We start from the raw sequence: 19,962 nt of genomic DNA on the forward strand, positions 1-19,962 counted from the left end.
CGAACGCCTCGGCGTCTCCCAGATGCACGTCTCCCGGCTGATCTCCCGCCTGCTGGCCCGCCTGCGCGAAGGCATGCTCACCACCCAGTGAACGGTCCTGCCGGTTCCGCGTCACGGGGATGGGTCGGCGTTCCGTGCTCCACGGGGGAGTCACGCGACGGTTGTACGGGATGGTGAGTTCGAGCTGAACGGTTCACGGTTCCGGCAGACACCTGCCGGCAACGGTTCGCGGATGTCCTCCGTGACCTTCGAGCGGCACGCCTTTCGCGTCGCCGACGCACGGGACTTCACGCTCCGATTCCTTGGCGAGGCGCGGACCACCGGCGAACCGACGCCGTCAGCACGCGTGGTGGAGGCGGCGCAGCTGGTGGTGAGCGAGCTGGTCACCAACGCGGTCAAGTACGGCACCGGGCCCATAGGGCTGTCGCTGGTCCTGGCCGAGGACACGTTGTCCGTCACCGTCCGGGACGGTGAGACGACGCTGCCGAGGCCCCGGCCCGCCGACCCGCGACGCGTCGGCCAGCACGGTTTGGAGATCGTCGCGGCGTTGAGCCAGGACGTCGAGGTGCATCAGGAGGAGAGCGGCAAGCGCGTGACCGCGCGCATCGCGCTGGACGAGCGTCAGGGTCCGCCGTTCAGGCGAGGCTGACGTGGAGGCGCACCGTCGTGCTGTCCTGGTCGGTGTGGACCTCGAGCAGGTCGCACAGCTGACGTACCACCCACATGCCGTGGCCGCGTCGCTGCTGCGGGTCGGGCGGGAGACACCCCAGGTACCAGTCCGCCTTGTTGGGCCCGGTACTGGTGACGTCGCACACGACGCGCCGGCCCGCACGACGGACCGCTATGTGCCCCGCGCCCCCGCCGTGCTGGACGGCGTTGGTGGCGACCTCGTTGACCGCGAACACCAGACGCCGGGTGCCGTCGGCGGACAGGCCCATCCCGGCCGCGGCCTCGGCGACCGTGGAACGCACCGCTGAAAGGTCGGCTCCGAAGCGCATGACGACTTCCTCTCCTTCCCCGGACACGGGCGCCGGCGGCCGGTGCCAGCCCTGGTCGGTGGGGTCCGCGTAGCGGTCGCTGGGACGGCAGGACGCCGCCACGGCCAGGTACGGGTGGGTGCGCCGGGCGCCGGCCACGATGCTCTCCGGCAGGACCCGGGTGTCGTACGGGCAGATGATCAGGGCCGGGCAGTGGGCGAAGGCGACGTTGACCGCGGCCTCGTAGCGACCCCACTCGGCCGTCTCCAGCGTGTCCCTGCCGTGCCAGACCGGCTCGCCGATGACCCGGACCCGCCGGTGACGCCCCGTGCGGGTGCACCGGTCGACGTACCGGTGGTAGGCGGCGAGGGTGCGCCCCGGTGTCCGGTACCACTCGCCGGCGTCGATGAACTCGACCCGACCGGAGGCCTTCCCAAGTGCCCGGCGCAGCAGGCCGATGTTGGCGGGACCGGTCACCGCCAGCACGGCGTCCTGCCGTTCGAGGCCCTCGAGACAGAAGGGCACCGTCGTGGCCAGGAACTCCTGGCTGCTGCCGTACAGCAGTCCCTGGTGCGTCAGGCCGCCGCCTCCGTGCGGTCCGGCCGGTGGTGCGCAGAGGCCGTCGGTCACGCGAGGGTCTCCTGGGCGGTGACGACCAGCGCGGGGGTCTCGTCGAAGCCCACCATGCCGATCACCTGGCAGAGCAGGGGCGCGAGTTCCACCACGTGCAGCCGCCGGCCGTCCTCCAGCCGGGCCGCGGCGTGGGCCAGCGCCCGCACGCCGCTCAGGTCGATGAACTCCAGCTCCCGCATGTCCACCCGGATGTCGCCCGGCCAGGACGCGGCCGTCTCCAGGGCGTCCGCGAGGGCCCGCGTGGTGCGGTGGTCCACACTGCCCACCACGCGCAGGCCGCGGCGTCCGTGCCGGAAGGAGGGCACGAGCCGCAGCGTGCCGTCGTGGTGGAGCGGCTCGGCCTCGACCTCTCCCGGATGGCAGGCGTGCAGGTGGTCCAGCTGCTCGGGCGTGAAACGGCGGGCGTCGTACTGGCAGACGGCCGAGGCCGGACGGCCGGCGAACACCTGGTTCACCCGGGTCTCGTAGTCGGCGAGCCGCTCGGCCCCGGGCACCGGACGCAGGGCCCAGCCCATCTCGCCGCTGACGCGGAACCCGGTGTAGCCGGCCGCCAGGGAGTCGCCGACCTCCCGGTGCAAGGCGGCGACCATGTCGTCGGGGTCGAACGACCCCGCCGCCAGGTAGCTGTCCTCCGCCGTCGTCACCACGAGCTGGCCCTTCTCCACGGCCGGGCGGGGGTCCGTGCCCGACGCGGTCAGCCAGGCGAGGACCTCCCGGGGAGCGCACTGGTCGGCGAAGTACATGACCCGTTCGCCGCGGTCCAGACCGGCCGTCAGATAGGCCGTCACCACGCGGCGTTGCTCGGCGTCGTCGGCGAACGCCAGACACAAGTGATCACCGTGGTCCATGTCCTGGACCTGTCGGTCGGCACGCTCGTACGTGATCACCCCGGCCCCCAACCCTCCCCTGTCGAAGCGGCCCGCGCCGCCCGGACCGCGTGCCCCCGCCCGGCCGGACAACCGTGTAGCGGACACTGTATCCGTTGACGGGGCGGAGCGACACGGCGGTCGGTGGCCGGACGGGAACCGGGCGTGTTCCCGGCCATGATCACCGACGCAGGGCGGAGACGGCCTCCTGGGCGGTGGCGTGGAAGGTGAAGACCTGGTCGAGCCCCACCACCTGGAACACGCGCATCTGGTCCGGCCTGACGCCCACGAGGCTCAGCGGTGAGCCGGTCGCCTGCGACCGCTGGTAGGCGGTGATGAGCACCGTGATCCCGGTGGAGTCGCAGTACGTCAGTCCGGTCAGGTCGATGATCACCCCCGCGTCGTCGAAGGGGGCCTCCTTGACGGCCTGCGTCAGGATGGGGGAGCTGTGGTGGTCCAGCTCCCCGGCCACCCGGAGGACGTAGGGACCGGCCGGGGTGGATTCGGGGGTGACGGTCAGCAGGCGGTCGGGCTCGGTCACCGTTTCTCCTGGGTGGGGGCGGGCTGTGCGGGAACGGACAGGGCGAGCAGTGCGGTGTCGTCGCTGACGCCGTCGCCCAGGCGGCGCAGGAGTGCTTCGACGGATCCCAGTAAGCCGTCGGCGGAGCGGTCCTCGGCACGGGCGTACGTGGAGAGCAGGTACCGGGTGAGGCCGCTCTCGTCGAGCATGCTGCCGTCCTCGGTGCGCGCCTCGGTGAGGCCGTCCGTGTAGAGCAGCAGGCTCTCGCCCGGTGACAACCGCGTGGTGGTCTGGACGAACTGGGGGTCGGGCAGCATGCCGACGAGCTGGCCGCCGGCGGTGGAGATCGGCTCCACCGTCCCGTCGGCGCGCACCGCGAGGGCCGAGGGGTGCCCGCCGCCCGCGAGGGCGACGGAGAACGAGCCGTCGGCCAGGGGCTGGAGCACGCCGAAGACCGCCGTGCAGTAGCGGGGGTCGCTGCCCTGGTACTCGCCCTTGAGGACGCTGTCGAGGTTGGACAGCGCGGCGCACGGGTCCGGGTCGTAGATGGCGGCGGCGCGCAGGGTGTAGCGGGTCAGCGAGGTCAGCGCGGCCGCCTCGGCACCCTTGCCGCACACGTCCCCGAGGAAGAACGCCCAGCGGCCGTCGTCGAGCGGGAAGAGATCGTAGAAGTCGCCGCCGACCTCGTGCGAGGAGGCCGTGTGGTAGGCGGCCGCCGCCTCGAGACCGGGGACCGTCGGCAGGGCCGGGGGCAGGAGGGTGCGCTGCAGGGTCCGGGCGAGGCGTTCGGCCTCGGTGCGCCGCTCGCGTTCGGCGGCGACCGTGCGGATGGCCGAGAGGCGCAGTTCCAGCTCGTCCATCACCAGCTCGGCCAGGTCCTGCAAGGCGTCGAGCTGGGCGTCGGTCGGCGTGCGCGGTCGGGTGTCGAAGACGTCGACCGTGCCCAGGCGCTGCCCGTCGGCGGTGGTGATCGGCGCGGCGGCGTAGAAACGGACGCCGATGTCACCCTGGACGAGGGGGTTGGTGTGCGTGCGGACGTCCGTCGCGGCGTCGGTGACCACATAGGGCTCGCCGTGCAGGATGGCGGAGGAGCACAGGCCGGGGTCGCGGCGCATCTCGGTGACGCCGGTCAGCCCGTGGGCGGCCTTGAGCCACACCCGGTCGGTGTCCACGATCGCCACCGTGGCCATGGGAGCGTCGAAGATCCGGGCGGCCAGGCCCGCGATCCTGTCGAAGGCGCCGTCCGGCGGCGTGTCGAGGATCCGGTAGCGCCGGACCGCGTCGAGGCGCTTTCTCTCGTCCGACGCCCGTGGCAGGGGTACCTGCAGCGGACTCGTCGTCATCCCTACAGCTCCCTGCAGTGCGTCCGTCATGACACCGCCTGCCGGTGAGGCATCCGGGCGGCCTGGCATATCCTACGAAGCCGTCGGCCTTCCTGGGCAGGCGACCTCGGTGAACGGTGCGGCAGTGGGCAGGGGAAGAGTGGGAGGCGTCCAGTGACGCATGCGCAAGACGGTGAGCACCGGCCGGCGAGGACGGCCGGTGCGGACGTGTTCGCCGCCGAGGCGGAGGTCGGCCGGGACCTGGCCCGGGTGGACTGGGCCTCGACCCCGCTGGGTCCCCCGGAACAGTGGCCGCAGAGCCTGCAGACGGCGGTCAGCATCCTGCTGTCGTCGCGGTTCTCCATGTGGATGGCCTGGGGCCCGGAGCTGACGTTCTTCTGCAACGCGGCCTACCGGCGGGACACGCTGGGCCGCAAGTACCCCTGGGCGCTGGGCCGGCCGGCGAGCGAGGTCTGGGCGGAGATCTGGAACGACATCGGCCCCCGGATCGACACCGTGATGACCACGGGACGGGCGACCTGGGACCAGGGCCTGCTGCTGTTCCTGGAGCGGTCCGGCTACACCGAGGAGAGCTACCACACCTTCTCGTACAGCCCCCTGCGCGACGACGACGGCGCCGTGGTCGGCATGCTGTGCGTGGTCAGCGAGGAGACCGAGCGCGTCCTCGGCGAGCGGCGGATGGCGACCCTGCGCGACCTGGGGTCGGATCTCAGCGTGGTCCGCACCGAGCAGGAGATGCTGGCCTTCGTGGGTCAGCAGCTGGGCCGCAACACGCACGACCTGCCGTTCACGCTGACGTACCTGTTCCAGCCCGACGGCTCCGCGGTGCTCGCGGGCACGACGGGGCTCCCCGCCGGCCACCCGGCCGCCCCCGGCACCCTGTCCGCGTCCGCCTCCGACGGCGTCTGGCCGCTGGAGGAGCCGGCTCGTGGCGAGTCCGTGCTGGTGCCCCTCGACGACGCCCGGTTCGCCGGCCTGCCGGCCGGAGGCTGGCCGGAGCCGCCCGTACAGGCGCTGACGGTGCCGTTGCTGCAGTCGGGCAGCGCGCCGTACGGATTCCTGGTGGCCGGTCTGAACCGGTACCGGGCGCTGGACGAGGGGTACCGCGGGTTCGTCGAGCTGGTCGCGGGCCACCTCTCGTCCGGGATCGCCAGTGCCCGCAGCTATCAGGAGCAGCAACGGCGGGCGGAGGAACTGGCCGAGCTGGACCGGGCCAAGACCACCTTCTTCTCCAACATCAGCCACGAGTTCCGCACCCCGCTCACCCTGATCATGGGGCCGCTGGAGGAGCTGCGCGTCCGTCTGGCGGGCGCCGAGGCGCCGGTGCGCGAGGAACTGGACGCCATCCACCGCAACGGACTGCGGCTGGGCAAGCTCGTCAACTCGCTGCTGGACTTCTCCCGCATCGAGGCCGGCCGGATGCAGGCACGCTACGAACCGGTCGACCTGGCCGCGGTCACGGCGGAACTGGCCAGCGTGTTCCGGTCCGCCGTCGACAAGGCCGGCCTGGACTTCGACATCGCGTGTCCGCCGCTGGCGGACGAGGTGTACATCGACCGCGGCATGTGGGAGAAGGTGATCCTGAACCTGCTGAGCAACGCGCTGAAGTTCACCTTCGACGGCTCGATCCGCGTCACGGTCCGCGGCGAGGGAACCCACGCCGTCGTGGAGGTCGCCGACACGGGCATCGGCGTGCCCGCGGCCGAGATGCCCCGGCTGTTCGAGCGGTTCCACCGGATCGAGACCGCCCGCTCCCGCTCCACCGAGGGCAGCGGCATCGGGCTGGCCCTGGTCAAGGAGCTGGTCGCCCTGCACGGGGGCACGATCAGCGCCGACAGCACCGAGGGCGAGGGCACCCGCTTCACCATCCGCGTGCCGTTCGGCGCGGCCCACCTTCCGTCCCAGGCCCTCGTGCCGGCCGACGACAGCCGCGTGGGGACCGCCGCCGACCCCTACCTCGTGGAGGCCCTGCGCTGGCTGCCGGACGGGGCGGCCGACGCCGAGGAGCACGCGGCCGCGGCGGTGGCCGGCGCCGGATCGCCGGCCCAGGCGTCCGCTCCGGCCGTCCAGGCGCGGATCCTGATCGCCGACGACAACGCCGACATGCGCGGGTACCTCACCCGCCTCCTGCACGGCGTCGGATACCGGGTCGACACCGTCGACGACGGCCTGGCGGCCCTCCAGGCCGTCCGCGCGGACGCCCCGGACCTGGTGATCAGCGACGTCATGATGCCGGGCCTCGACGGCCTCGCCCTGGTGTCGGCGCTGCGCACCGACCCCCGGACCGCCTCCGTGCCGGTGCTGCTGCTGTCGGCCAGGGCCGGGCAGGAGGCGTCCATCGAGGGGCTCCGGGCGGGCGCCGACGACTACCTCGTCAAGCCGTTCGCCGCGGCCGAGCTCCTCGCCCGGGTGCGGGCCAACATCGAGCTGGCACGGCTGCGCAACCACCAGGCCCGCTGGCGCAGCGCCCTGATCGACTCCCTCCAGGAGGCCTTCTTCGTCTGTGACGAGGACGGCGCCGTGATCGAGATCAACACGGCCTTCACCGGCATCCTCGGTTACGAGCCCGAGGGGCTGCCCTACCGGCCGGTCCACCCCTGGTGGCCGGACGCCGACACCGACCCCGAGGCGCACCAGCAGGTCCACGACGCCTTCGCGCAACTGCTGGGCAACCCCAAGGGCTCCTACACCATCCCCGTCAGCCATCGCGACGGGCACCGGCTGTGGGTGACGGCCACCTTCAACCAGGCCCAGGACCCCGACACCGGACGCCAGGTCACCGTCGGCACCTTCCGCGACGTCACCGCCGAGCACTACGCGATCCAGCGCAAGAGCGCCCAGGCCGCCCTGAGCATGCGGCTCACCCAGGCGACCAGCCTGCCGGAGGCGCTGGCGGGGGTGCTGGACGAACTGAAGCACCTGTGGCGTGCCGAGTGCGTCCTGGCGGCCGTCGTCGCACCCGGCCAGGAACCGTCGGTGACCGCGACCGACGCGCATCTGCGCTGGGAGGACCTGACCGCCGAGCGCCGGGACAAGCTCACCGCCTGGCTCGAGCAGCCCCTGCTCACCCCGGTCGACGACGACACGGGTGCGGGCATCACCGTCAACCACCCCGGGGGGACGATGGTGCTGTGGATCGACCTCGGGGGCCATCGGGCCTTCAACGGCGAGGACCAGCTGCTGCTGTCCCTGCTGGCCGGCCAGCTCGCCCAGGGGCTGGCCCGCGCCCACCAGATCGACCAGCAGCGCGAGACGGCCATCGCCCTCCAGCGGTCCATCCTCGGCCCGGCCAACCTGCCCGACGGCTTCGCCGTCCGCTACGAGCCCGCCACCCAGCCCCTGGAGGTCGGCGGCGACTGGTACGACACGGTCCGGCTCCAGGACGGGCGCATAGGCATCGTCGTCGGCGACTGCGTGGGCCGCGGTCTCGAGGCCGCCACCGTCATGGGCCAACTGCGCAGCGCCTGCCGCGCCCTGCTCCTCCAGGACGCGAGCCCCGCGCAGACCCTGATGGCGCTCGACCGCTTCGCCGCCGGCATCCCCGGCGCGTTGTGCACCACCGTCTTCTGCGGGGTCCTCGACCCCGACACCGGCCACCTCACCTACTCCAGCGCCGGACACCCGCCCGGCATCCTCACCCATCCCGACGGCACCACCCTGCTCCTCGACGAGGCACGCTCCGTCCCCCTGGCCGTCCGTCCGGGCAGGCACCGCCCCGAAGGCTCCTGCACCGTGCCCGCGCGCGCCACGCTCCTGCTGTACACCGACGGTCTCGTGGAACGCCGGCGCCGCCCGCTGACCGTCGGCATCGACCAGGCCAGCGAGGCCGTCCAGGCCGGCCGCAACGCCGCCGTCGACGACCTCGCCACCCAGGTCATGACACGCCTCGCGCCCACCAACGGCTACGACGACGACGTGGCCCTCCTGCTGTACCGGCACCCGGCGCCGCTGGACGTGGCCTTCCCGGCGGAGTCGTCCCAGCTCGCACCGGTCCGCAAGGCCCTGCGCAGCTGGCTCGACCAGTGCGAGCTGCCGCCCCACACCGTCCAGAACGTCCTGGTGGCCGCGGGGGAGGCCTGTGCCAACGCCATCGAGCACGGGCACCGCGACGCTCCCGGGGACACGGTCCGGCTGCGGGCCGAAGCCCTCGTCGACGATCTTCGCCTGACCGTCGCCGACACCGGCCGGTGGAAGACGCCCCAGCCTGACCTCAACACCCACCGTGGGCGAGGCGTGGCCCTGATGCGCGCGCTGATGCAACAGGTCACCATCACCTCCGGCGCGGCCGGGACCACCGTCGACATGCATACGAGGATCGCCTGATGACCACCCCGCTCACCCTCACCCCCGGCCGGCGTCCCGACGGCGCGACGCTGCTGACGGTCGTCGGCGAGATCGACATGAGCAACACCGACGCCCTGGCCGAGGCCATCGAGACGACCGACGGCCCCCTCGTCATCGACCTCACGGCCGTCGAGTACCTCGACAGCGCCGGTCTGAGCGTGCTGTTCACGCACACCGACCGCATCGAACTCATCGCCACACCGCTGCTGGCCCCGGTCCTGAACATCTCGGGGCTCGCCGACCTGACCACCGTGCACGGCCTCGACATGCCCTGAGCGCGGGGCGGCGCCGGGCGAGGTGCGATCGGCAAGGTCTCACCTGCGAGAACGGGGGTAATCGCGAGACCTGAACGCCCACCGCCCACAGACGAGGAGTCACCGTGTCGTCCCACGACGTCGTCGAGCTCATCCTTCGCGACCACCGCCGCATGGAAGACCTCTTCCGCACCATGCGCAACGCACAAGCCGACCGTGCCGCCGCTCTCGCGGAGTTCGCGAACCTGCTGATCGCACACGCCTCGGCCGAGGAGGACGAGGTCTACCCGGCCCTGCGGCGCTACAAGAACGTCGACGACGACGACGTCGACCACAGCGTGCACGAGCACCAGGAGGGCAACGAGGCGCTGCTCGCGCTGCTGGAGGTGGAGGACACCGCTTCGCAGGAGTGGGAGGACAAGCTCGAGGAGCTGGTCACGGCGGTCAACCACCACGCGGACGAGGAGGAGCGGACCCTGCTCAACGACGCCCGCGAGAACGTCGCCGACGAGCGCCGGGCCGAGCTGGGGCGGGCGTTCCGCGAAGCCCGCGCGAAGTACCTGGACTCCGGCTGCGGCAGCGTGGAGAACGTGCGCAAGCTGGTGGCGGGTTAGCGGCCGGCCCCCCTCGCGGCCCCTCGGCGCGGTCGCCGGGCGTGCCGCGGCTCAGGCCCGGTGCGAGTCGCGGGACGTCGGCGCCGGGACGGGCGGCGGACTCGTCGCCGCCCGGGTCACGTCCCCGACGAGTTCGACCATGTCCGGGCCGTACGCCTGCGAGTTGACCACCTTCAGCAGCAGCACGAAGGAGTCGCCGCCGTGCCTGCGCGCCAGCCGCTCGTGGTGCCGGGCGAGGTAGCGGGTGGCGGCCTGGTTGGTGATCGCGCGCTGGCCGCAGAACAGGAACACCGGGCGGGCCTCGCGCCGGTCGCCGGCGGTGAGGCGGGCCAGCAGGACGTACTCCGTGACGCCCGGGTCCATGCGGTGGAGCTCGGCGCCGATCCGGAAGGCGGCCCGGTCCGGGCCGGGCTCCGGGTCCACGTCGATCCGCACCCCGGGCAGCATGGCCGCCATGTGGGCCGCCATCCGCCGGTTCGACCCGGGCCCGCCCACGCAGAACTCGGTGCGTTCGCCGAAGCCCTGGTGGACCGTGTCCTGCGTGACCACCTGGACGTGCGCCCCGCAGTCCTTGATCAGCGCGGACAGTTCCAGCAGGGCGAACACGTCGAAGCGGTGGACCGCCGGTTCGGAGGCGGCCGGGTCACGGTTGACGACGAGCAGCGACTCGGCGTTCTCCGGCAGTCCGAAGAACGCCTGCTTGCGGCGGAGCCTGCGCTTCCAGAGATACGTACGGGCGAGCCAGCCCAGCGCGGCGCTGATGCCCGTCGCCACCACACCCAGCACGATGTTGCGTACGTCGTCGGTCATGGGCGCGCATGCTAGCGGTCGCCGGGGGTACCGGTGTCCGCCGGGCTCCTGACGCGGTCATGACGATGACTTAAGCTGCCCGAACGGCCTTTCACTGGAGGTGCGGATGCGTCGCCCTGTCGCACGGAATCTGACGGTCCTGGCGGTCTCGGCCGCCGTGGTGTCGGTGGGGGCGGCGGCGCCGCCCGCCCCGCAGCACAGACCCGCCGCCCCGAAGACCCCGGTCGCCGTCGGTCACGGCGGTGCCGTCGCCAGCGTCGACCGGGACGCCTCCGCCGCCGGCATCGAGGTGCTGCGCAAGGGCGGCAACGCCGTCGACGCGGCCGTCGCCACCGCCGCCGCGCTCGGCGTCACCGAGCCCTACTCCGCCGGCATCGGCGGGGGCGGCTACTTCGTCTACTACGACGCCAGGACCCGTACGGTGCGCACCATCGACGGCCGCGAGACCGCGCCCCTGACCGCCGACGAGACCCTGTTCACCGAGAACGGCCGGCCGCTCGCCTTCGCCGACGCCGTCACCAGCGGCCTCGCCGTCGGCACCCCCGGCACGCCCGCGACCTGGCAGACGGCCCTCGACCGGTGGGGCAGCAGGAAGCTCGCCTCCGTGCTCGAACCCGCCGAACGCCTGGCACGCGACGGCTTCACCGTCGACGACACCTTCCGCTCCCAGACCGCCGCCAACGAGCAGCGCTTCCGCTACTTCCCGGACACCGCCGAGCTGTTCCTGCCGGGCGGCGAACTCCCGGTCGTCGGCTCCACCTTCAAGAACCCCGACCTGGCCCGCACCTACGAGGAGCTGGGCCGCAAGGGCGTCGGCGCGTTCTACCACGGCGAGTTGGGCGAGGACGTCGTCGCCACCGTCGACAAGCCGCCCGTCGACCCGGACTCCGGCTGGAACGCCCGCCCCGGCGACCTGTCCGCCAAGGACCTCGCGGCCTACGAGGCCGAGTTCCGGGCGCCCACGAGGACCACGTACCGCGGCCTGGACGTCTACTCGATCGCCCCCTCCTCCTCCGGGGGCACCACGGTCGGCGAGGCCCTCAACATCCTCGAGCGCACCGACCTGTCGAAGGCGAGCGAGGCGCAGTACCTGCACCGCTTCATCGAGGCGAGCCGCATCGCCTTCGCCGACCGGGGGCGCTGGGTGGGCGATCCCGCCTTCGAGGACGTACCGGTGAGGGAGTTGCTGTCGCAGCGGTACGCCGACTCGCGCGCGTGCCTGATCCGGGACGACGCGGTGCTCACCAGCCCCCTCGCGCCCGGCGACCCGAGGCACCCGGCCCGCTGCGCGAGCGGCGGCACGGCGGCGCCGACGACGTACGAGGGCGAGAACACCACACACCTGACGGTCGCCGACAAGTGGGGCAACGTCGTCGCCTACACGCTCACCATCGAGCAGACCGGCGGCAGCGGCATCACCGTGCCCGGCCGGGGCTTCCTGCTCAACAACGAGCTGACCGACTTCTCCTTCGCCCCCGCCGATCCGGCGGTCCACGACCCGAACCTGCCCGGCCCGGGCAAGCGGCCGCGCTCGTCGATCGCGCCGACGATCGTGCTGGACCGGCACCACCGGCCGGTCGTGGCGGTCGGTTCGCCCGGCGGCGCGACCATCATCACCACCGTGCTCCAGACCCTGACCGGCTTCCTCGACCGCGGCCTCCCGCTGGTCGACGCGATCGCCGCGCCGCGCGCCAGCCAGCGCAACGCCGCGCAGACCGAGCTCGAACCCGGCCTCTACGACAGCGGGTTGCGGGCGGAGCTGGAAGCCCTCGGGCACTCGTTCAAGCGCAACCCGGAGATCGGCGCGGCGACCGGTGTGCAGCGGCTGCCGGACGGCAGGTGGCTGGCCGCCGCCGAGAGGACACGGCGCGGCGGCGGCTCGGCCATGGTGGTCAGGCCCGCGCGGTAGCGCGCGTCACCGTTCGGGGACGGGCCGCTGCGGCGTCCGGAACGCCAGCCGCCCGTCCTCGACGTCGACCGTGACCCGGCCGCCCTCCCGGACGCGGCCGTCGAGCAGCAGCCGGGAGAGCTGGTTGTCCACCTCGCGCTGGATGGTGCGGCGCAACGGCCGGGCGCCGTACTCGGGCTGGTAGCCGCGCTCGGCGATCCAGTCCACGGCCGCGTCGGTGAAGTCGACGGTGATGTCCTGCGCCCGCACCATGCGCCGGGTCTGCTCCAGCAGCAGGCTGGTGATCTGCCGCAGCTGCTCGCCGCTGAGCTGGCGGAAGACGACGATCTCGTCGATGCGGTTGAGGAACTCCGGCCGGAAGTGCTCGCGCAGCGGACGCAGCACCTGCTCGCGCCGGGCCTCCTCGTCCGCCTCCGTGCCGCCCGGGCCGAAGCCCAGCGTGGCGCCGCGCCGGGTGATCACGTCGGAGCCCAGGTTGCTGGTCATCACGACGACCGTGTTGGTGAAGTCCACCGTGCGGCCCTGCGAGTCGGTCAGGCGGCCGTCGTCCAGGACCTGGAGCAGGATGTTGAAGACGTCCGGGTGCGCCTTTTCCACCTCGTCCAGGAGCAGCAGCGAGTACGGGTGCCGGCGCACCACCTCGGTGAGCTGCCCGGCCTCCTCGTGCCCGACGTACCCGGGCGGGGCGCCGACCAGGCGGCTGACGGTGTGCCGTTCCTGGTACTCGCTCATGTCGAGGCGCACCATGCGGTCCTCGCTGCCGAACAGGGCCTCCGCCAGGGCCCGGGCCAGCTCGGTCTTGCCGACGCCCGTCGGGCCGAGGAAGAGGAAGGAGCCGATGGGCCGGTCGGGGCTGGCGAGCCCGGCGCGGGAGCGCAGCACGGCGTCGGCCACCACCCGCACGGCCTCGTCCTGGCCGACCACCCGCTCGTGCAGGTGGGACTCCAGGCCCAGCAGACGGTCCTTCTCCTCCTGGGTGAGGCTGCTGACCGGGATGCCGGTCTGCCGGGACACCACCTCGGCGACGGACTCGGTGTCGACCACCAGGTTCAGGCCCTCGTCGGCCTCACCGCCGCCGTCCGCCTCGGAGATCCGCTGCTTCAGCTCGGTGATCCGGTCGCGCAGCTGCATGGCCTGCTCGTAACTCTCGTCCGCGACGGCCTGGTCCTTGTCCCGGATCAGCTGGTCGACCTCGCGCTCCATGGCCCGTACGTCCGTGCCCTTGGTGCGCGCCTGCAACCGCACGCGGGCGCCGGCCTGGTCGATCAGGTCGATCGCCTTGTCCGGCAGCCGACGGTCGGTGAGGTAGCGGTCGGACATCTCCACGGCCGCCACCAGCGCCTCGTCGGTGTAGCGGACCTGGTGGTGCGCCTCGTAGCGGTCGCGCAGACCGCGCAGGATCTCGATGGCGTCCGCCGTGGTGGGCTCGGGCACCAGGATCGGCTGGAACCGGCGGGCGAGTGCCGCGTCCTTCTCGATCCGGCGGTACTCCTCCAGCGTGGTGGCGCCCACGACGTGCAGCTCGCCGCGGGCCAGGGCGGGCTTGAGGATGTTCCCGGCGTCCATCGACCCGCTCTCGCCGCCACCGCCCGCGCCGACGACCGTGTGCAGCTCGTCGATGAAGACGATCAACTGGTCGGAGTGGGCGCGGATCTCGCCCACGATGTTGTTCATCCGTTCCTCGAAGTCGCCCCGGTAACGCGTGCCCGCGACCACACCGGTCAGGTCCAGGGCGACCACCCGGCGCCCGGCCAGCACGTCGGGCACGTCACCGTCGGCGATGCGCTGGGCCAGCCCCTCCACGACGGCGGTCTTGCCGACGCCCGCGTCACCGATGAGCACCGGGTTGTTCTTGCCGCGCCGGGAGAGCACCTCGACGGTCTGCTCGATCTCCTCCTCGCGCCCGATCACCGGGTCGATCCGGCCCTGCTGGGCCAGGTCGGTGAGGTCGCGGCCGTACTTGTCCAGCGTCGGCGTGTTGGTGGACCGGGGGCTCTCCGCGCGGCTCTTGGCGGCCTCCGGCGTCTCCGCCGGCAGGCCCGAGGGAGCGAACCGGGCCGCGTTCAGGATGTGCCCCGCCGCCGAGTCCGGGTTGGCGGCCAGGGCGCTGAGCACGTGTTCGGGGCCGATGTAGCCGGTGCCGGTCGACCGGGCCAGCTCGTGCGCGTCCAGCAGGGCGCGCTTGACGGCCGGGGTCAGGGAGAGCGAGGTGGGTGGCGGGACCTCGCCCGGCGGGTGCTGCACCGGGCCGGTCCGCTCGTCGATCTGCGACGCCAGCGCGTCGGGGTCGGCGCCGGCCCGGCTGAGCAGGCCGCGGGTCGGCTCGGTGGCGAGCGCGGCCCGCAGCAGGTGCTCGGTGTCCAGGTCCCGGCTGCCGTGCTCGGCGGCGTACTGGGCGGCGCCGCGCACCAGCTCCCGGGCGGGCTGGCTGAGCAGCCGACCGATGTCGATCTGCCTCGGCCTGGGCCCGCCGAAGAAGCGCGCCAGGAATTCCGCGAACGGGTCGCCCTCCGGGCCCATGAAGCCGCTGCTCATCGTGTACGGACCTCCGCTGCATCGCTGATCGACGTGCCGGGGCCGGGTAACCCGGTCGGGGCGCGGTCATGCCCAACATGACACGTTCTGTTCCGCCGGGCACGTCCGGACCCCGGGCGGGCGGACGGCCCCGGGGGCTGTCCCGGGGCGTGCGGGCGCGTCGCGGCGGGGCCGTCTCCCCGGTGTGGCTCCGGGCCGCCCGCCTCGCGTCACGCCCCCGGCGTCACAGGCCCTCCCGCGACGTCAGGACGCGCGGCCCCGCCTCGGTGATCGCCACCGTGTGTTCCACGTGGGCGGCCCGCGAGCCGTCGTTCGTGCGCAGGGTCCAGCCGTCCGGGGCGGGGTGGTAGTCGTCCCGGCCGCTGCCGATCAGCATGGGTTCGATGGCGAGGACCATGCCGTGCCGCAGGGGGAGTCCGCGCCCCGGCCGGCCCTCGTTGGGCACCCCCGGGTCCTCGTGCATGTGCCGGCCGATGCCGTGGCCGCCGAAGTCCTCCATGATCCCGTAGCCGGCGGCCCGGCACACCGTGCCGATGGCGTGCGCGATGTCGCCGATGCGGTTGCCGACGACGGCCGCCGCGATGCCCGCCGAGAGGGCCCGTTCGGCGGTCTCGACGAGCGCGACGTCCGCCGCCCGCGGGGTGCCCACGACGAAGCTGATCGCCGAGTCGCCGGCCCAGCCGTCCAGCGTCGCGCCGCAGTCGACGGAGACGAGGTCGCCGTCGCGCAGCCGGTAGCCGTCGGGGATGCCGTGCACGATCGCGTCGTTCACCGACGCGCAGATCACCCCCGGGAAGGGCGTCGGCGCGAAGGAGGGCCGGTAGCCGAGGAACGGCGAGCCCGCCCCGGCGTCCCGCAGCACCTCGCGCGCCACCGCGTCCAGCTCCAGCAGGGACACGCCCACGCCGGCGGCCTGCCGTACGGCGGTCAGGGCGCGTGCGACGACCCGGCCGGCCTCGTGCATGGCGTCGATCGATGTGTCCGTCTTCAGTTCCACCATGGCAATTACTATACCGGTATTTGAATTGGGACCGATGCGGGGGACCGGTATTAGAATGACGCCATGGTGCGCACACCCCTGACCCCCGAAGAGCGCGAGCGCGGCGAGCAGCTCGGGCGGCTGCTGCGCGCCGCGCGCGGTGAGCGGAGCATGGCCGAGGTCGCGGCCGAGGCCGGCGTCTCCGCCGAGACCCTGCGCAAGATCGAGACCGGCCGCGCGCCGACACCGGCGTTCTTCACGGTGGCCGCGCTGGCCCGCGCGCTGGGACTGTCCATGGACGAGCTGGCGGGACGGTGCGCGCTGATCGCTGTCTGAGGAGCGCACCAGCCGTCCCGTGAGCCCCACCGCTCACCCAGCGGAGTGCGAATGGCCGTCGACACCGCGTCGTGGCGACGATGCTCTTGGCAAGCCCCTCCGGCCGGGCATACCTTCGTCCCTCTACGTCCTGCTCTACGGGTGTAGAGGCTCTGACGTCGCGTCGAAGGAGCAGCTCATGGCCCACGTCGTACGTGCCGCTCTGGTCCAGGCCACCTGGACCGGCGACACCGAGTCCATGGTGGCGAAGCACGAGGAGCACGCCCGCGAGGCCGCCCGGCAGGGCGCCCAGGTCATCGGTTTCCAGGAAGTCTTCAACGCCCCCTACTTCTGCCAGGTCCAGGACCCCGAGCACTACCGCTGGGCCGAGCCCGTGCCCGACGGGCCCACCACCCGCCGCATGCAGGCCCTCGCCCGCGAGACCGGCATGGTGATCGTCGTCCCCGTCTTCGAGGTCGAGCAGTCCGGCTTCTACTACAACACCGCGGCCGTGATCGACGCCGACGGCACCGTCCTCGGCACCTACCGCAAGCACCACATCCCGCAGGTCGAGGGCTTCTGGGAGAAGTTCTACTTCCGCCCCGGCAACCTCGGCTGGCCCGTCTTCGACACGGCCGTCGGCAAGATCGGCGTCTACATCTGCTACGACCGGCACTTCCCGGAGGGCTGGCGCCAACTCGGCCTCGGCGGCGCCCAGCTGGTCTACAACCCCTCCGCCACCCACCGCGGCCTCTCCGCCCACCTGTGGCAGCTCGAACAGCCCGCGGCGGCCGTCGCCAACGAGTACTTCGTCGCCGCGATCAATCGGGTCGGGCAGGAGGAGTACGGCGACAACGACTTCTACGGGACGTCGTACTTCGTCGACCCGCGCGGCCGGTTCGTCGGCGACGTGGCCAGCGACACCAAGGAGGAACTCGTCGTCCGCGACCTGGACTTCGACCTCATCGAGCAGGTGCGGCAGCAGTGGGCCTTCTACCGCGACCGCCGTCCCGACGCCTACGAAGGGCTGGTGCGGCCGTGACCGAGGACCTCTTCGCCCGCCACCGCGCCGTCCTGCCCGACTGGCTCGCCCTCTACTACGAGGACCCGCTGGAGATCACCCACGGCGAGGGCCGGCACGTCTGGGACTCCGCCGGCAACAAGTACCTCGACTTCTTCGGCGGCATCCTCACCACGATGACCGCGCACGCCCTGCCCGAGGTGACCAAGGCGGTGAGCGAGCAGGCCGGGCGGATCATCCACTCGTCCACGCTCTACCTCAACCGGCCCATGGTCGAACTCGCCGAGCGCGTCGCCCAGGTGTCCGGCATCCCCGACGCGCGCGTCTTCTTCACCACCTCCGGCACCGAGGCCAACGACACCGCCCTGCTCCTCGCCACCGCCCACCGGCGCAGCAACACGATCCTGGCGATGCGCAACAGCTACCACGGCCGCTCCTTCAGCGCCGTCGGCGTCACCGGCAACCGCGGCTGGTCCCCGACCTCGCTGTCCCCGCTCCAGACGCTGTACGTGCACGGCGGCGTGCGCACCCGCGGCCCCTACGCCCACCTGGACGACCGCGACTTCGTCGACGCCTGCGTCGCCGACCTGAAGGACCTCCTCGGCCACACCCGTCCGCCCGCCGCGCTGATCGCCGAACCCGTCCAGGGCGTCGGCGGCTTCACCTCCCCGCCCGACGGCCTGTACGCGGCCTTCCGCGAGGTGCTGCACGAGCGGGGCATCCTGTGGATCGCCGACGAGGTGCAGACCGGATGGGGCCGCACCGGCGAGCACTTCTGGGGCTGGCAGGCCCACGGACGCAGCGGCCCGCCCGACATCGTGACCTTCGCCAAGGGCATCGGCAACGGCATGTCGATCGGCGGCGTCATCGCCCGCGCCGAGATCATGAACTGCCTGGACGCCAACAGCATCTCCACCTTCGGCGGGACCCAGGTCACCATGGCGGCCGGCCTCGCCAACCTCACCTACCTGCTGGAGCACGACCTCCAGGGCAACGCCCGGCGCGTCGGCGGCATGCTCATCGAACGGCTGCGGGCCGTCGCCGCCCGGGTGCCGCACGTGCGGGAGGTGCGCGGGCGCGGGCTGATGATCGGCGTCGAGCTGGCCCGGCCCGGCACCGACGAGGCCGCCCCCGAGGCGGTGTCCGCCGTCCTGGAGGAGGCCCGCGCGGGCGGGCTGCTCATCGGCAAGGGCGGCGGCCACGACACCAGCGCCCTGCGCATCGCCCCGCCGATGTCCCTCACCGTCGCGGAGGCCGAGGAGGGCGCCGCGATCCTCGAGCGCGCCCTGCGGAGCCTGTGACGGCCGTGTGCCGGACCGGGCGGGCCGCGTGAGGTCTGCGACCGCCGGCGGTCCTCCCGCGACCGGGCGCCGGGCGCCCGCCCCCGCCGGCCGTGCCGTGATCGACCGCTCCTGACAGGAGGGACCAGCATGAGCACCCGTACCGTCATCCGCGGTGGCCTCGTCGTCACCGCCTCCGACGAGACGCACGCCGACGTCCTGATCGAGGACGGACGCGTCGCCGCTCTCGCCGCGACCGGCACCCCGGCCGCCGAGGCCTTCACCGCCGAGAGGGTGATCGACGCGAGCGGCAAGTACGTGATCCCGGGCGGCGTCGACGGCCACACCCACATGGAGATGCCCTTCGGCGGCACCTACGCCGCGGACACCTTCGAGACCGGCACCCGGGCCGCCGCCTGGGGCGGTACCACCACGATCGTCGACTTCGCGATCCAGAGCACCGGCCGCTCCCTGCGCGAGGGCCTCGACGCCTGGCACGCCAAGGCCGAGGGCAACTGCGCCGTCGACTACGGCTTCCACATGATCGTCTCCGACGTGAACGACGACACGCTCAAGGAGATGGACCTGCTGGTGGAGGAGGGGGTCACCTCCTTCAAGCAGTTCATGGCCTACCCCGGCGTCTTCTACTCCGACGACGGCCAGATCCTGCGGGCCATGCAGCGCGCCGCCGGCAACGGCGGGCTGATCATGATGCACGCCGAGAACGGCATCGCCATCGACGTCCTGGTCGAGCAGGCCCTCGCCCGCGGCGAGACCGGTCCCCGCCACCACGGCGAGGTCCGCAAGGCCCTGCTGGAGGCCGAGGCGACCCACCGAGCCATCCGGCTCGCCCAGGTCGCCGGAGCGCCGCTGTACGTCGTGCACGTGTCGGCCCGGGAAGCGGTCGCCGAGCTGACCCGGGCCCGCGACGACGGCCTGGACGTCTTCGGCGAGACCTGCCCGCAGTACCTGTTCCTGTCCACCGACAACCTCGCCGAACCGGGCTTCGAGGGCGCCAAGTACGTGTGCAGCACGCCGTTGCGCCCGCGCGAGCACCAGGCGGCCCTGTGGAGGGGCCTGCGGACCAACGACCTCCAGGTGGTCTCCACCGACCACTGCCCCTTCTGCTTCACCGGCCAGAAGGAACTGGGACGCGGCGACTTCTCCAAGATCCCCAACGGCATGCCGGGCGTCGAGAACCGCATGGACCTGCTCCACCAGGCCGTCGTCGACGGGCACATCAGCCGGCGCCGCTGGATCGAGATCGCCTGCGCCGCCCCGGCCCGCATGTTCGGCCTGTACCCGAAGAAGGGCACCATCGCGCCCGGCGCGGACGCCGACGTCGTCGTCTACGACCCGCACGCCGAACAGGTGATCTCCGCCGGGACCCACCACATGAACGTCGACTACTCGGCCTACGAGGGCAAGCGCATCACCGGCCGCGTCGAGACCGTCCTCTCGCGCGGCGAACCGGTCGTCACCGAGCGGGAGTACACCGGGCGCAAGGGCCACGGCGTCTACACCCCGCGCTCCACCTGCCAGTACCTGAACTAGGAGCGGTG

The 19,962-nt window shown here is 72.6% G+C and carries 16 protein-coding genes and 1 pseudogene; 10 read left to right on the forward strand and 7 right to left on the reverse strand.

Annotated elements, in window-relative coordinates:
- Positions 1-91 (forward strand): annotated as a pseudogene (locus ACZ4V6_RS21400) (RNA polymerase sigma factor SigF); the annotation flags it as partial.
- Between the two features lie 150 nt (positions 92-241).
- Entirely contained in the window at positions 242-649 is a 408-nt protein-coding gene (locus ACZ4V6_RS21405; RefSeq protein ID WP_467829674.1) for an ATP-binding protein, read from the forward strand.
- Here ACZ4V6_RS21405 and ACZ4V6_RS21410 read toward each other — a convergent pair.
- From ACZ4V6_RS21410 to ACZ4V6_RS21425, 4 genes are all read right to left on the reverse strand, one after another.
- Positions 636-1,607, reverse strand: coding sequence for an anti-sigma factor RsbA family regulatory protein (locus tag ACZ4V6_RS21410; protein WP_467829676.1), 972 nt, complete (start codon positions 1,605-1,607; stop codon positions 636-638). The genes ACZ4V6_RS21405 and ACZ4V6_RS21410 overlap by 14 nt on opposite strands.
- Positions 1,604-2,458 (reverse strand): MEDS domain-containing protein, encoded by an 855-nt coding sequence (locus tag ACZ4V6_RS21415; protein WP_467829678.1) that lies wholly within the window; start codon positions 2,456-2,458, stop codon positions 1,604-1,606. The genes ACZ4V6_RS21410 and ACZ4V6_RS21415 overlap by 4 nt, the downstream gene beginning before the upstream one ends.
- Positions 2,459-2,657: 199 nt before the next feature.
- The gene (locus ACZ4V6_RS21420; protein WP_467829681.1) at positions 2,658-3,017 is read right to left on the reverse strand and encodes an STAS domain-containing protein; all 360 of its coding nucleotides are present in this window, start codon (positions 3,015-3,017) and stop codon (positions 2,658-2,660) included.
- Complete coding sequence (locus tag ACZ4V6_RS21425; RefSeq protein WP_467829684.1) at positions 3,014-4,339, reverse strand: PP2C family protein-serine/threonine phosphatase; 1,326 nt, start codon at positions 4,337-4,339, stop codon at positions 3,014-3,016. Before ACZ4V6_RS21425 ends, ACZ4V6_RS21420 begins: the two co-directional genes overlap by 4 nt.
- A 153-nt stretch (positions 4,340-4,492) precedes the next feature.
- On the opposite strand from ACZ4V6_RS21425, the gene ACZ4V6_RS21430 reads away from it, so the two are divergent.
- The 3 genes from ACZ4V6_RS21430 (at position 4,493) to ACZ4V6_RS21440 (ending at position 9,551) form a co-directional block, all read left to right on the forward strand.
- Positions 4,493-8,662 carry a SpoIIE family protein phosphatase gene (locus tag ACZ4V6_RS21430; RefSeq protein ID WP_467829686.1) on the forward strand — a complete coding sequence of 1,390 codons (4,170 nt, stop codon included), beginning with the start codon at positions 4,493-4,495 and terminating at the stop codon, positions 8,660-8,662.
- A complete protein-coding gene (locus tag ACZ4V6_RS21435; RefSeq protein WP_467829689.1) occupies positions 8,662-8,958 on the forward strand; it encodes an STAS domain-containing protein in 297 nt (98 codons plus the stop codon). Before ACZ4V6_RS21430 ends, ACZ4V6_RS21435 begins: the two co-directional genes overlap by 1 nt.
- A 104-nt stretch (positions 8,959-9,062) precedes the next feature.
- The gene (locus ACZ4V6_RS21440; RefSeq protein ID WP_467829691.1) at positions 9,063-9,551 is read left to right on the forward strand and encodes a hemerythrin domain-containing protein; all 489 of its coding nucleotides are present in this window, start codon (positions 9,063-9,065) and stop codon (positions 9,549-9,551) included.
- A gap of 51 nt (positions 9,552-9,602) precedes the next feature.
- Here the strand turns inward: ACZ4V6_RS21440 and ACZ4V6_RS21445 are convergent, their stop codons facing one another.
- Positions 9,603-10,361: a hypothetical protein gene (locus tag ACZ4V6_RS21445; protein WP_467829694.1), complete on the reverse strand. Its 759-nt coding sequence runs from the start codon at positions 10,359-10,361 to the stop codon at positions 9,603-9,605.
- Between the two features lie 106 nt (positions 10,362-10,467).
- Between ACZ4V6_RS21445 and ggt the strand changes: the two genes are divergently transcribed.
- A complete protein-coding gene (gene ggt / locus ACZ4V6_RS21450) occupies positions 10,468-12,270 on the forward strand; it encodes a gamma-glutamyltransferase (protein ID WP_467829696.1) in 1,803 nt (600 codons plus the stop codon).
- Between the two features lie 6 nt (positions 12,271-12,276).
- Here ggt and ACZ4V6_RS21455 read toward each other — a convergent pair whose 3' ends face one another.
- Positions 12,277-14,805, reverse strand: a complete 2,529-nt coding sequence (locus ACZ4V6_RS21455; protein WP_467829698.1) for an ATP-dependent Clp protease ATP-binding subunit — start codon at positions 14,803-14,805, stop codon at positions 12,277-12,279.
- A gap of 223 nt (positions 14,806-15,028) precedes the next feature.
- Positions 15,029-15,805: a type I methionyl aminopeptidase gene (gene map / locus ACZ4V6_RS21460; RefSeq protein ID WP_467829700.1), complete on the reverse strand. Its 777-nt coding sequence runs from the start codon at positions 15,803-15,805 to the stop codon at positions 15,029-15,031.
- Between the two features lie 63 nt (positions 15,806-15,868).
- Between map and ACZ4V6_RS21465 the strand changes: the two genes are divergently transcribed.
- The 4 genes from ACZ4V6_RS21465 to hydA all read left to right on the forward strand — a co-directional run bounded on the left by ACZ4V6_RS21465 (position 15,869) and on the right by hydA (position 19,954).
- The gene (locus ACZ4V6_RS21465) at positions 15,869-16,120 is read left to right on the forward strand and encodes a helix-turn-helix domain-containing protein (RefSeq protein ID WP_467829703.1); all 252 of its coding nucleotides are present in this window, start codon (positions 15,869-15,871) and stop codon (positions 16,118-16,120) included.
- A gap of 178 nt (positions 16,121-16,298) precedes the next feature.
- On the forward strand, positions 16,299-17,141 hold the full coding sequence (locus tag ACZ4V6_RS21470) for a nitrilase-related carbon-nitrogen hydrolase (protein ID WP_467829706.1): 843 nt from the start codon (positions 16,299-16,301) through the stop codon (positions 17,139-17,141).
- Positions 17,138-18,421 (forward strand): aspartate aminotransferase family protein, encoded by a 1,284-nt coding sequence (locus tag ACZ4V6_RS21475; protein ID WP_467829709.1) that lies wholly within the window; start codon positions 17,138-17,140, stop codon positions 18,419-18,421. The genes ACZ4V6_RS21470 and ACZ4V6_RS21475 overlap by 4 nt, the downstream gene beginning before the upstream one ends.
- 129 nt (positions 18,422-18,550) lie before the next feature.
- Positions 18,551-19,954 carry a dihydropyrimidinase gene (hydA, locus tag ACZ4V6_RS21480; RefSeq protein ID WP_467829712.1) on the forward strand — a complete coding sequence of 468 codons (1,404 nt, stop codon included), beginning with the start codon at positions 18,551-18,553 and terminating at the stop codon, positions 19,952-19,954.
- The last annotated feature ends 8 nt before the right edge of the window (positions 19,955-19,962 follow it).

Source organism: Streptomyces sp. NPDC029152 (assembly GCF_055564355.1).